At 70.4% G+C, this 12,453-nt stretch carries 10 protein-coding genes; 6 read left to right on the plus strand and 4 right to left on the minus strand.

The annotated features are described in order from the left end of the window. The 3 genes from B0W88_RS24125 to B0W88_RS24135 form a co-directional block, all read right to left on the minus strand. Positions 1-1,717: bifunctional diguanylate cyclase/phosphodiesterase (locus tag B0W88_RS24125; protein ID WP_158080933.1), on the minus strand; the 1,717-nt coding region annotated here is incomplete at its 3' end. A 203-nt stretch (positions 1,718-1,920) separates the two neighbouring features. After that, positions 1,921-3,975, minus strand: a complete 2,055-nt coding sequence (locus B0W88_RS24130) for an NADPH-dependent 2,4-dienoyl-CoA reductase (protein WP_077037168.1) — start codon at positions 3,973-3,975, stop codon at positions 1,921-1,923. 79 nt (positions 3,976-4,054) lie between these two features. Further along, entirely contained in the window at positions 4,055-5,209 is a 1,155-nt protein-coding gene (locus tag B0W88_RS24135) for a deoxyribonuclease II family protein (RefSeq protein ID WP_077037169.1), read from the minus strand. Positions 5,210-5,399: 190 nt separating this feature from the next. Between B0W88_RS24135 and B0W88_RS24140 the strand changes: the two genes are divergently transcribed. Then, on the plus strand, positions 5,400-6,695 hold the full coding sequence (locus B0W88_RS24140) for a DUF4397 domain-containing protein (RefSeq protein WP_083749029.1): 1,296 nt from the start codon (positions 5,400-5,402) through the stop codon (positions 6,693-6,695). A 72-nt stretch (positions 6,696-6,767) separates the two neighbouring features. Next, complete coding sequence (locus tag B0W88_RS24145; RefSeq protein ID WP_077037171.1) at positions 6,768-8,345, plus strand: thioredoxin family protein; 1,578 nt, start codon at positions 6,768-6,770, stop codon at positions 8,343-8,345. Between the two features lie 12 nt (positions 8,346-8,357). On the opposite strand, the gene gstA is transcribed toward B0W88_RS24145, so the two are convergent. Continuing rightward, on the minus strand, positions 8,358-8,966 hold the full coding sequence (gene gstA, locus B0W88_RS24150; RefSeq protein WP_077037172.1) for a glutathione transferase GstA: 609 nt from the start codon (positions 8,964-8,966) through the stop codon (positions 8,358-8,360). Positions 8,967-9,049: 83 nt separating this feature from the next. On the opposite strand from gstA, the gene B0W88_RS24155 reads away from it, so the two are divergent. The 4 genes from B0W88_RS24155 to B0W88_RS24170 all read left to right on the plus strand — a co-directional run. Further along, a complete protein-coding gene (locus tag B0W88_RS24155; RefSeq protein WP_077037173.1) occupies positions 9,050-9,442 on the plus strand; it encodes a DUF5329 domain-containing protein in 393 nt (130 codons plus the stop codon). After that, positions 9,439-10,650, plus strand: coding sequence for a GNAT family N-acetyltransferase (locus B0W88_RS24160; RefSeq protein ID WP_077037174.1), 1,212 nt, complete (start codon positions 9,439-9,441; stop codon positions 10,648-10,650). The genes B0W88_RS24155 and B0W88_RS24160 overlap by 4 nt, the downstream gene beginning before the upstream one ends. A 4-nt stretch (positions 10,651-10,654) precedes the next feature. Next, entirely contained in the window at positions 10,655-11,128 is a 474-nt protein-coding gene (locus B0W88_RS24165) for a MaoC family dehydratase (RefSeq protein ID WP_077037175.1), read from the plus strand. A gap of 82 nt (positions 11,129-11,210) precedes the next feature. Beyond that, on the plus strand, positions 11,211-12,453 hold a 1,243-nt coding region (locus B0W88_RS24170), incomplete at its 3' end, for an alpha/beta hydrolase (protein ID WP_144006927.1).

A 12,453-nucleotide genomic window follows, 5' to 3' on the forward strand; every position in this document is an offset into this window, starting at 1 on the left:
GCCAGCGCGCGGCCTGGGCGCAGGCGGTCTCCAGCACCCAGCGGCCGATCGGGATGATCAGGCCGGTGTCCTCGGCCAGCGGGATGAACTCGGCCGGCGAGATCGGGCCGCGCGTCGGGTGGCGCCAGCGCAGCAGCGCCTCGGCGCCAATCAGCGCACCGTCGGACAGGCGCACCTGCGGCTGGTATTCGAGGCGGAACTGCGCGGCCTCGTTGGCCAGGCGCAGCGCATGGGTCAGCTCGAAGCGCTTCTGCACCGCCTGGGTCAGCTCCGGCCGGTAGGCCTGCACGGTGTTGCGGGCGCTGACCTTGGCGCGACACATCGCGGCCTCGGCATTGCGCAGCAGCTCGTCCACCGTCGTGCCGTCCGCCGGGAACAGGGCCAGGCCGATGCTGGCGCCCAGCGTGAAGCGGCGCGCAGCGGCCCCCTCGCCGACGACGATGGGCGTGTCCATGGCCTGGATCAGCCGGTCCCCGAGGCGCATCGAGGTTTCTTCGTCCACCAGGCCCGAGAGCACGACGACGAACTCGTCCGCGCCGACGCGCGCCACCGAGTCGCTGGCGCGGGTCACGTTGATGAAGCGCTGGGTGGTCTCCAGCAGCACCGCGTCGCCGGCGCTATGGCCGGCGATGTCGTTGACCTCGCGGAAGCCGTCGAGGTCGATGTAGAGCACGGCCACGCAGGTGTGGGTGCGCTGGGCCACGCCGATCTGGCGGGTCACCCGGTCGCGCAGCAGCGAGAGGTTGGGCAGGCCGGTCAGGCGGTCGTGCAGCGACTGGTGCAGCAGCTCGGCCTCGGTGTGCTTGATGCGCGAGATGTCGGTCAGCACGGCGAGGTAGTGCACGGCGCCGTCGAGCTCGTTGGAAGGCACGCCGACGATGGTGGCCCAGACGGGGATGGTGTCGCCGTTCTTGTGGCGGTCGCTCAGCTCGCCGCTCCACTTGCCCTTGGCCTCGACCTCCGCCCACAGCGCCTTCAGCAGCTCGTGGTCCTGCTCGCCTTCGCGCAGCCAGAAGGGCGTGGTGCCGACCAGCTCGTCGGAGCTGTAGCCGCTGATCGCGCACAGCGCCGGGTTCACGTCCTCGACGCGCAGCTTCGCGTCCAGCACCAGGATGCCCTCGCCGCAATGCTCGAACACGGTGACGGCGCGGTGCAGCTTGGTCATCGCCTCGCGCAGCGGGGTCACGTCGCGGGCCACGCCGACGATGCCCAGGCACTGGTCCTCGTCGAAGACCGGCGCCTGCACCACGTCCAGGCAGACGCGCTCGCCGCCGGGCTGCTGCATCCAGCTGAGCGTGCGCTGGGTCATGCGGGCGTCGCCGCGCAGCGCGGCGCTCCAGGCGGGGCGGCTCGCCAGCTGTTCGTCGCGGCGGCCCAGCAGCTCCTTCTCGGGCAGGCCCAGGCAGAGCTCGAAGGCCGGGTTGCAGCCCTCGTAGGCGCCGGTGTCGTCCTTGAAGAAGACCGGGTCGGGGATCGCGTTCAGCAGCGCGCTGAGCTTGGTGCGCTCGCGGCGCACGCGCAGCAGCTCGGCGCGGCGCTCGCGCAGGCGCTGTCGCTGCAGGCGCAGCACCAGGCCCATGGCCAGCGCGCCGACGACGCAGAAAACGCCCAGCCACAGCACGGGGCTGTGCAGATCGATGGCCTGTCCGGCTTCATGAGCCCGGGCGGCCGGCGCCAGCAGCGAAAGCGCTGCCAACGCCGCAATCAAGCGGTACATGTATCTCGACGAAAAGCTCATGGCTTCACAGACCCTCTTGCGCATGGCGCGGTGACGGCGGCGCGGGGCTGGTGGCCCCGGCCGGGTCGGCGCGCTGCGCTGTACTTGGTTCTTCTTTGTTACCGCCGCGCCCATGTACTCCGCGCAGCGGCCCCTCGACTTCGTGGCGTAGTGTCTGGATCCAAATTAGTCTTGGCTAGGGTCTAGAGCGTGGCCGCAACGCGGGTTCCCTGCAAAATTGCACGCTTTGCATCCAATTCGCCGGCCTCCAGCGCGCCACCGATCAAGTGGACTCGGGCGCCTGCCGCACGCAACGGCTCCTCCAGCTCGCGCAGCGGTTCCTGGCCGGCGCAGAGCACGATGGTGTCGGCCTCGATCAGCTGCGCGTCGGCGCGCTTCTCGCCATAGCTGACCCACAGGCCTTCGGCGGTGATCGCCTCGTAGTTGACGCCGGCGAGCATCTCCACCTGCTTCATCTTCAGCGCGGCGCGGTGGATCCAGCCGGTGGTCTTGCCCAGGCCCGCGCCGGGCTTGCCGCTCTTGCGCTGCAGCAGCGTGATCCGGCGGGCCGCCGGCGCCGGCTGCGGGCGGGCCAGGCCGGCGCGCAGCTCGGCCGGGTCGGCCACGCCCCATTCGCGCCGCCAGGCGGCCGGGTCCAGCGCCAGCGAGTGGCCCGGATGCTCGGCCAGGAACTCGGCCACGTCGAAGCCGATGCCGCCGGCGCCGACGATGGCCACCCGCCCGCCCACCGGGGCGCCGTGGGCCAGCACGTCGATGTAGCTGAGCACCCGGCCGGCCAGGGCCGGGTCGTCCTGGCCCTTGATGCGCGGGTTGCGCGGCGTCACGCCGGTGGCCAGCAGCACGTCGTCGTAACCCGTTAGATCGGCGGCACCGACGCGGCGGCCCAGCTGCAGCTTGACGCCGGTGACCTCGATGCGGCGGCGGAAGTAGCGCAGCGTCTCGCTGAACTCCTCCTTGCCGGGGATGCGGCGGGCCATGTTGAACTGCCCGCCGATCTCGGCCGCCGCGTCGAACAGGTGGACCTCGTGGCCCCGCTCGGCCAGCGCGGTCGCGGCCGCCAGGCCGGCCGGGCCGGCGCCGACCACGGCCACGCGTTTCCTGTTCTGCAGCACCGGCCGCAGCACCAGCTCCTGCTCGTAGGCGGCCCGCGGGTTGACCAGGCAGGTGGAGATCTTCTGCGCGAAGGTGTGGTCCAGGCAGGCCTGGTTGCAGGCGATGCAGGTGTTGATCTCGTCGGCGCGGTCCTCGCGCGCCTTCTTCACGAATTCCGGGTCGGCCAGGAAGGGCCGGGCCAGGCTCACCATGTCCGCGGAGCCATCGGCCAGCACGCTCTCGGCCACCTCCGGCGTATTGATGCGGTTGCTGGTGACCAGCGGGGTGGTGATGCCGGCCGCGCGGAGCTCCTCGCGCAGCTTCCTCGTCACCCAGGCGAAGCCGGCGCGCGGCACGCTGGTGGCGATGGTCGGGATGCGCGCCTCGTGCCAGCCGATGCCGCTGTTGATGATGGTGGCGCCGGCAGCGGCCACGCGCCTGGCCAGCGTCACGACCTCGTCCCAGCTGCTGCCCTCGGGCACCAGGTCCAGCAGCGAGAGGCGGTAGATGATGATGAAGTCGCGCCCCACCGCCTCGCGGGTGCGCTCGAGGATCTCCAGCGGCAGCCGCATGCGGTTCTCGTAGGAGCCGCCCCAGTCGTCGGTGCGCTTGTTGGTGTGGGCCGCCAGGAACTGGTTGATGAAGTAGCCCTCAGAGCCCATCACCTCCACGCCGTCGTAGCCGGCCTCGCGGGCCAGCCGCGCGCAGCGGACGAAGGCGCGGATCTGGCGCTCGATGCCGCTGGCGCTCAGCTCGCGCGGCGTGAACGGCGAGATCGGCGACTGCAGCCGCGAGGGCGCCACGCAGAAGGGCTGGTAGCCGTAGCGGCCGGTGTGCAGGATCTGCAGCGCGATCTTCCCGCCTTCGGCGTGGACGGCCCTGGTGATCACCGCATGCCGCCGCGCGGCGCCGCTGGTGGCCAACGTCCCGGCGAAGGGCTTGGCCCAGCCCTCGATATTGGGCGCGAAGCCGCCGGTGACCATCAGCCCCACCTCGCCGCGCGCCCGCTCGGCGAAGTAGGCGGCCATGCGGTCGAAGTGCTTGCGCCCGTCTTCCAGGCCGGTGTGCATGCTGCCCATCAGCACGCGGTTGGGCAGGGTCGTGAAGCCGAGGTCCAGCGGGGCGAGCAGGTGCGGATAGGGCATGGCGGAGGGTGCGTGTCGAATCCGCCATTGGAGCCCGGCCCCCTGCGGGACCGGGCCCGGGTATTCACTCACGCAGCACTCACGCAGGCGCGGGCGGCTCGTCCACTGCCGCCTCGGGCAGGGTCGAGGGGCGGACCGTCACGTGGCGCGGCGGGCTCGCCGCGGCGAGCGACGATCGCGGCGCAGCGGCCTTGCCATGCGTGGCCAGGATCATTCCGCGGGCCTGCGGTTCGGACTTGGTGGGCGGCAGCAGCAGCAGGTCCGTGCCGCGCAAGGCTTCCCAGAGCACCTGGTCCTGCAGCGCGATGGTCCCGCCGCCCCGCTTCTCCTGGGAGACCATGCGATTGATGTCGCCAACGCACACCCAGGGCTGGTTGCGGGCGATGCCCCACTTGGCGTGGTCCCGGGTTTCCGGCCAGGCCCAACCGCGCACGCCGCCGGGCAGCCGGCTCAGGTCCACGTACTTGATGTCGAAGACGTGATGCACGCCGTCGCTCGCCTGGATCGACGGGATCGGCCCGCGGATCCAGGTCTCCACGTCCATGTCGTCGTTCAGCGCGGGGGCCACCAGCTCGTTCCAGAAATCCTTGTTCCACTGCCGGTTCTTCGCGATCACGAGGAAGTGCTTGCCGCCGCGCGTGGCAAGCGAGACGACGCGGGAATCGCCGGCCGGGTTGGGATCGGCGCCCCTGGAGAGCGCATGCAGCGGCGAATGCGGATCCAGCCCCTTGGGCACCCGCGGAAAGTAGACCTGCGGCTGCTGGTGGTTGATCATCAGCGCCGCCAGCTTGTTCGCGACGGCCAGCGTGAGGCTCAGGCACATATAGGTCTGGCCGTAGAGCTTGCTGGGCGGCTCCGCCTTGTGGAAGGGGTCGGCGAACTTCGGCCAGGAGTGCAGCAGCCACAGCGCCGTCTTCGACTCGACGTCGAAGGCGATCAGGCCCTTGGCATGGCCCAGGCCGGGAGCGTCCGGCATGTCCGCATCCGCGGGCACCTCGTCGTTGTAGAGGATCCAGCCGACGGAATCGGCCGGCTCGGCGAAGATGGCGTTCAGGGTACGGTCCAGGGCGCCCTTGCCCTCGAGGAGGACGTGCTGCGACGGCTTCAGCGCCTTGGCGGCCGGGTCGTAGTAGGCGTAGTTGAAGCCGTCCGAGGTGCCGCTGAGGGCGGGCACCTTGTAGATGAACCACCAGTCGACCGCGGTACCGACCTCGTCCAGTGCACGGATGTCCATGGCGCACCTCCCTGCCTGCCAATCTAGGCCCCGCGCGACGGGAGCGCGTCCTCGATCTGGAGGAAGCGGCCAGAAATCATTCTTCACACGTGCCAGTAGCGGCCCTAACAGGCCCGCTCGAACGTCACCCTACAATGCCCGGCTATGAGGCGCGCGCGGCGCGCCGCTTTGTTTACTGTTGGAGTGATTCATGACGTTCATGAAATGGGCTGCCACGGCAGCGGTCGTCGCTGCGACGGCTTTGGTTTCGGGCTGTGGCGGCGGTGGCTCCGACAGCGGCAATGCGGACATCCGCCTGATCAACGCGAGCGTGGGCTACCCCTCGCTGGACATGTCGGTGAACGGTAATGTGGTCGGCACCAGCGTGGCCTACGGCACCGCCAGCAACTACAGCAACCAGAACGTCAACGCCACGACGGCCACCATCGCCAGCGGCGGCATCACCGTGCTGGCCCCGAGCCTGTCCTCGGTGATCTGCGGCGCCCGCTGCAGCTTCATCGCCTACGGCTGGAACGGCGGCATCTCCCGCGTGATCCTGCAGGAGAACCTGGCCCAGCCCTCGGCCGGCTACACCGCGCTGAACCTGCAGAACCTGGCCCCGGACGCCGGCGCCCTGGACATCTACCTGACCGCCCTGCCCACCGATCCGCTCTCCTCGCCCATCGCCAGTGGCGTGGCCGGCGGCAACGGCAGCGGCTTCGTGCCCGTGGACGTGACCAAGAACGCCACCTTCACGATCACGCTGACCGGCTACAACAACAAGAACGACGTCCGCCTGAAGATCCCGAACGTCTCGCTGCCCGCGCTGCAGGTGGCCACGCTGATCGCCACGGCCACGCCGGGCGGCACGCTGGTCAACGGCATCCTGGCCGTGCAGAACGGCGCCGTCACGCCCTATACCGGCACGAACGCCCGCGTCCGCATGGTGGCCACCGTGACCGGCAATCCCACCGTCTCGGCCACGCGCGCCGGCATCACCGTGCTGGATGCGCAGGTCGCCACCGCCGTCGGTGACTACGTGACCGTGCCGGCGAGTGCCGATCCGGTCAATGCCTGCGTCAACGCAACATGCACCAACGTGACCGGCACCTTCGTGGCTGGCCATGACTACACCGTGCTGGCCTACGGCAGCGGCGCCGCACCGCAGTACAGCGTGCTGGACGACAACAACCAGCTGCCGCTGGTCGCCGGCACGACCAAGCTGCGCGTCGTCAACGGTCTGGCCAACACCACCGCCGGCGTGACGATGACCCTGGACTTCGTCAAGCAGGCCTCCGGTGTCGTGCCGGGCACGGCGTCCACGCCGTCGACCGTGACCGTGACCAACACGACGAACAGCCTCGTGGTGACCTCGCCGCTGGCCCCGGGCGTCAACCTGTTCAAGCAGGACCTCACCCTGCTGCAGGGCGGCCTGTACGAAGTGATCCTGTTCGGCGACACCGCCGACACGACGACCGCGCACGGCCAGCTGAACAAGCTGCGCTGATCGACCGCTCTTCAGTGAAAGCCCCGGGTGCTTCGGCCCCGGGGCTTTTTTGTTTGCGCAGACAATTCGCCCATGAGTCCGAAACTCCGCATCCTCGCCGCCAGCCTCGCCTTGGCCCTGGCGGCTGCCGCACCCGCAGCCCATGCCGCCACCTCTCCTGCAAGCGGCGGCGCCGCCGTCGCCTGGCTCGAGGCCAACGGCGATGCCGACGTGGACCGCGCCTTCACCCAGGCCAAGACGGAGAAGAAGCCCTTGCTGCTGTACTGGGGCGCCAAGTGGTGCCCGCCCTGCAACCAGCTGAAGGCCACGCTGTTCAACCGGCAGGACTTCATCGAGCAGTCGCGCGCCTTCGTGGCGGTGCACATCGACGGCGACTCGGCGGGCGCGCAGAAGCTGGGCACGCGCTTCAAGGTGCGCGGCTACCCGACGATGATCCTGTTCAACCCAGCGGCCACCGAGATCACCCGGCTGCCCGGCGAGATCGACGCGCCCCAGGTGGTCAAGGTGCTGCAGCTGGGCCTGGCCGGCGGCCGGCCGGTGAAGGCCGTGCTGGCCGATGCGCGCGCCGGCAAGAAGCTGAATGCCAATGAGTGGAAGCTGCTGGCCTTCTACTCCTGGGAAACCGACGAGCAGCAGCTGGCGCCCGAGCAGGAGCGCGCCAACCTGCTGGCCCAGCTGGCCCGCTCCAGCACCGGCGTGGACGAGGAAACGACGACCCGCCTGTGGCTGAAGGCCCTGGCCGCCAGCAACGAGGCGCAGGGCGTGCAGCCCGACGCCGCGCTGCAAAAGCGCGTGGAGGCCCTGCTGGCCAGCCCGGCACAGTCCCGCGCGATGATGGACGTGCTGACCAACAGCGCGCCCGAGCTGGCCTCGGTGCTGGCGCCCGACGCCGGCCCCGCCCGCACGAAGCTGGTGGCCGCCTACGACGCCGCGCTGGCGAAGCTGGAGACCGACGCGAGCCTGTCCCGCGCCGACCGCATCACCGCGCTGCAGGCCCGCGTGGACCTGGCCCGCCTGGGCCAGCCCAAGGACGCCGTCAACCCGAAGATCAGCCCGGCGCTGCAGCAGGCGGTGCGCGAGCACGCCGCCCGCGACGACAAGGAGATCACCGACGGCTACGAACGCCAGGCCGTGATCACCGAGGCCGCCTATGTGCTGGGCCTGGCCGGCCTGTGGAAGGACAGCGACACGCTGCTGAAGGCGAGCCTGGCCAAGAGCCACTCGCCCTACTACCTGATGAGCTACCTGGGCAACAACGCCCGCAAGCAGGGCCGCAAGGACGAGGCGCTGCAGTGGTACGAGCAGGCCTTCGCCAAGAGCGAGGGCCCGGCCACGCGGCTGCAGTGGGGCTCCAACTACCTGGCCGCGCTGGTGGACCTGGCGCCGCAGGACAGCGGGAAGATCGAGAAGACCGCCTCGCAGCTGTTCAACGAGGCAGGCCAGGACAAGAGCGCCTTCTACGAGCGCAGCGCGCGCTCGCTGCAGAAGGTAGGCAGCAAGCTGGGCAGCTGGAACGCCGGCGGCCAGCATGCAGCGGCGATCGGCCGGCTGAAGAGCCAGCTGGACGGCATCTGCGCCAAGGTGGACACCGCCGACCAGCAGCGGGCCACCTGCGAGGCGCTGATCAAGGCGCCTCCGAAGAAGAGCTGATCGGCTAACGAGTTACTTGATCAGACCTTCGGCCTTCATGGCCGCCTGCACCGCGGGCCGGGCGCCGACACGCGCCCGGTAGGCGACAAGGTTCGGATAGACCGACACGTCCACGCCCACGTGGACACCCCAGTTGGTGACCGTGAACAGGTAGGCATCGGCCACCGTGAAGGTGTCGCCCATCAGGTACTGCCTGCCTTCCAGCTGCTTGTCCACCCAGGCCAGGCGCTCGCCCAGCTTGGCCTTGGCCATGGTCTTGAACTCCTCCGGCGTGGCCGGGTTGAACAGCGGGCCGAAGCCCTTGTGCAGCTCGGCGGTGATGAAGTTCAGCCACTCCTGCAGGCGGTAGCGCTCCATCGTGCCGTTGGCCGGGGCCAGCTTCTTCTCGGGCGCGAGGTCGGCGATGTACTGGACGATGGCCGGTCCTTCGGACAGGCGCTGCCCGTCGTCGAGCTCCAGCAGCGGCACATAGCCCTTGGCGTTGATCGTGTAGAAGTCGGTGCCGTCCTGCAGCTTGTGGGTCTTGGTGCTGGCAAGCACTGTCTGGGCCTGCAGGCCGGCCTCGAGCAGCGCGATGTGCGGGGACAGCGAGCAGGCGCCGGGGCTGTAGTAGAGCTTCATGGGGATCGTCTCCGGGGTTGGGTGCGGCATGGTGGCTGGCGCTAGGATCGAACGCCCTGGCGCAACACAAGGAACCGCTGCTGATGAAGAAAAGAACCCCGCGATTCTCTACCTTGATCGGCGCGGCGTTGCTGATCCTCGGTGCGGGCAGCGCCCTGGCCGCCGGCCTGCCGGCCGCTGCGCGCACCGAGATCGACGGCCTGCTGAACCGCCTGCAGAACTCCGGCTGTGAGTTCAAGCGCAACGGCAGCTGGTACGGCGCCACCGAAGCCCGCGCTCACTTGCAGAAGAAGCTCGACTACCTGGTGGGCAAGGACGCGGTACACAGCGCCGAGCAGTTCATCGAGCTGGGCGCGAGCAGCAGCAGCATGAGCGGCCAGCCCTACGAGGTGCGCTGCACCGGCGCCGCACCGGTGCCCAGCCGCGACTGGCTGGGCCGCGAACTGAAGGCGCTGCGCGCGGGCGCCGCGCGATGAAGCCGCCGCTCGAGCGCCTGCGCCGGCGCCTGCAGCAGCGCCGCAAGCTGCGCAGCCCCACCGGCCTGCGCTTCGCCATCGCCGACCGGCTGGAGCAGCTGAACCCGCTGCAGTGGGACGCGCTGGCCGAGGGCCAGTCCTGGTTCTTCAGCCGCGACTACCTGGCGATGCTGGAACAGGTGCCGCCGGACTGCCTGCAGCCCCGCTACGGCCTGATCTGCGACGACGAGGGTCCGATCGCCGCCGTGGTGATGCAGTGGGTCGCGCTGGAGGCCGAGCGGATGCGGCCGGTCGCCGGGCGGCGCATCGGGCTGCAGGCGCTGGTCGACGGGCTGGGTGAACGCGCGCTGGTCTGCGGCAACCTGCTGAGCTACGGCATGCATGCGGTGGCGATGGCGCCGGACGTGGAGCCGGAGTCCGTCTGGCCCGCCGTGGCCGAGCTGCTGTACCGGGTGCGCCGGGCGGAGAAGCTGGCTGGCCGCTCGGGCTTCGTCATCGTCAAGGACGTGATCGAGCCGCGCGGCGTGGACGTGCTGGCCGGCCTCTCCTACCGCGGCGTGGAGACCGAGCCGAACATGGTGCTGGCGCTGGACCCGGCCTGGGCCTCGCACGAGCACTACCTGGGCAGCCTGGCGTCCAAGTACCGCAGCTCGGTGCGCAAGCAGATCATGGAGCCGCTGCGCGATGCCGGCCTCACGCTGCATGCCTTCGAGCCGGGCGAGGACGCCGCGCTGCACGCGCGCATGCACGAGCTCTACCTGCAGGTGCACGAGAACGCCAGCTTCCGGCCGTTCACGCTGCATGCGGGCTATTTCGGCGCCCTCGCCCGCAGCGCCGGGCCCGCGTGCATCCGCCATGCCGGCGTGTTCGACCGCGACTCGCGGCTGCTGGGCTTCATCGTCACGCTGCTCGACGGCGAGCAGGCGATCGCCTATCACATCGGTTTCGACCGTGCGGCCTCCGCCGCCTTGCCGCTGTACCTGGGCCTGCTGCATGCGAGCATCGGGGATGCGATCGCGCTGCGCGCGCGCGAGGTCTCGCTGGGCCGCACGGCGCTGGAGCCCAAGGCGCGGCTGGGCGCGCGGCCGCAGCCGATGCAGGTCTGGATGCGGCATCGCCAGCCGCTGCTGAACCAGCTGACGCTGCGCCTGCTGGGCCTCGTGCCGCACGAGGACGCGCCGGACCGCAACCCTTTCAAGACCCAATGAACCGATGAGCACCGACAACAGCAAAACCTACGCGTTCGAAGATTTCTCCGTCGGCCGCGTGCGCGAGTTCGGCGGCCGCACGATCACGCGCGAGGAAGGCATCGCCTTCGCCGCCGCCTTCGACCCGCAGCCGATCCATCTCGACGAAGCCGCCGCCGACGCCTCGGTGCTCGGCGGCCTGTCGATCAGCGGCTGGCACACCTGCGCGATCGTGATGCGGATGATGTGCGACGCCTACCTGCTGGACTCCACCAGCCACGGCTCGCCGGGTATCGACAACCTGCGCTGGCTGAAGCCGGTGCGCCCGGGCGACACGCTGCGGGTGCGCATGACGGTGCAGGAGGCCCGCGCCAGCAAGAGCCGGCCCGAGATCGGCCTGGTGCGCTCGGCCTGGGAGGTGTTCAACCAGAATGACGAGCAGGTGATGAGCATGGAAGGCTGGGGCATGTTCGGCCGACGCGAGATTCCGGCCGCCTGACGCGCCGATCCGCAGCCCGTCGCATCGCCGGGCCGCGCCGCCCGCCGCTGCCCATAATCGCCTCCACTCAAGGAGGACCTAGATGTCTTTGCGACGATGGAGCGGCGCACTGCTGCTCCTGTTGACCAGCCTCGCGGCCGGGGCGCAGACCCCGATGACGCCCTGCCGCATCGAGGGCATGCCCAACGAGCTGCAATGCGGCGTCATGAAGCGCCCGCTCGATCCGGCACGGCCGCAGGGCGTGCAGATCGAGCTGCACTATGCCGTCGTGCCGGCGATGGCCCGCAACAAGCAGCCCGACCCGGTCCTGCTGCTGGCCGGCGGCCCCGGCCAGAGCGCGATCTCGCTGGCGCCTGCGGTGCTGTCGCGCCTGTCCCGGCTCAACAACCGCCGCGACCTGGTCTTCATCGACCAGCGCGGCACCGGCCGCTCGGCGCCGCTGCAATGCGCCGACGATGTCGACCTGACGCTGGCAGAGGCGGCCGACGACAAGGTCCAGGCCCGGCGCCTGGCGCAGTGCAGGCAAGACCTGGCCCTGCTGCCCTACGGCGGCGACGAGGGCCTGCGCTTCTTCACCACCACGATCGCGATGCAGGACTTCGAGGCGGTGCGCGAGGCCCTAGGCGCCCCGCAGTGGAACCTGGTCGGCGCCTCCTACGGCACCCGCGCCGCGCTCGAGTACCAGCGCCAGTACCCGGGCCGCGTGCGCCGCACGGTGCTGGACGGCGTGGCGCCGCCGGACATGGTGCTGCCCGCCAGCTTCTCGGTGGACGGCCAGGCGGCGCTGGACGCGCTCTTCGCGGCCTGCGAGACCGATGCGGCCGGCTGCGCGAAGCAGTACCCGGCCTTGCGCGAGCGCTGGCAGCAGCTGCTGCATGGCCTGCCCCGCAAGGTCAGCGCGCTGAGCCCGCGCACCGGCCTGCCCGAGACCTTCGTGCTGACGCCCGAGCTGCTGCTGCGCGCGGTGCGGGCGCCGCTGTATGCGCCGGCGCTGGCGGCCGCCCTGCCCGCCGCCATCGATGCCGCTGCGTCTGGCCGTTATGAGGGCCTGCTGGGCCTGGGCGTGGCCCTGGGCGGCGGGGGCAAGCGCGACAGCAGCAGCCGCCTGGCGATGGGCATGCACTTCTCGGTCATCTGCGCAGAGGATCTGCCGCGCCTGCAGGGCACGGAGGCGGCAGGCGCCGACTTCGCCCGCGTGGATGCGCACATGTACGAGCAGGCCTGCAAGACCTGGCCCCGCGGCGTGGTGCCGCCGGCCTTCTACACGGTGCCGCCGGCGCAGTCGCCGGTGCTGGTCCTCAGCGGCGGGGTCGACCCGGCCACGC

It is taken from the genome of Pelomonas sp. KK5 (assembly GCF_001984095.1).
GTDB lineage: Bacteria > Pseudomonadota > Gammaproteobacteria > Burkholderiales > Burkholderiaceae_C > KK5.

Excerpts from the sequence above, each read along its gene's own strand:
- B0W88_RS24160 (WP_077037174.1), top strand. The coding sequence starts at position 9,439 with ATGAAGCCGCCGCTCGAGCGCCTGCGCCGGCGCCTGCAGCAGCGCCGC.
- B0W88_RS24165 (WP_077037175.1), top strand. The coding sequence starts at position 10,655 with ATGAGCACCGACAACAGCAAAACCTACGCGTTCGAAGATTTCTCCGTC.
- B0W88_RS24130 (WP_077037168.1), bottom strand. The coding sequence starts at position 3,975 with ATGCCCTATCCGCACCTGCTCGCCCCGCTGGACCTCGGCTTCACGACC.
- B0W88_RS24155 (WP_077037173.1), top strand. The coding sequence starts at position 9,050 with ATGAAGAAAAGAACCCCGCGATTCTCTACCTTGATCGGCGCGGCGTTG.
- B0W88_RS24135 (WP_077037169.1), bottom strand. The coding sequence starts at position 5,209 with ATGGACATCCGTGCACTGGACGAGGTCGGTACCGCGGTCGACTGGTGG.
- B0W88_RS24145 (WP_077037171.1), top strand. The coding sequence starts at position 6,768 with ATGAGTCCGAAACTCCGCATCCTCGCCGCCAGCCTCGCCTTGGCCCTG.
- B0W88_RS24140 (WP_083749029.1), top strand. The coding sequence starts at position 5,400 with ATGACGTTCATGAAATGGGCTGCCACGGCAGCGGTCGTCGCTGCGACG.
- gstA (WP_077037172.1), bottom strand. The coding sequence starts at position 8,966 with ATGAAGCTCTACTACAGCCCCGGCGCCTGCTCGCTGTCCCCGCACATC.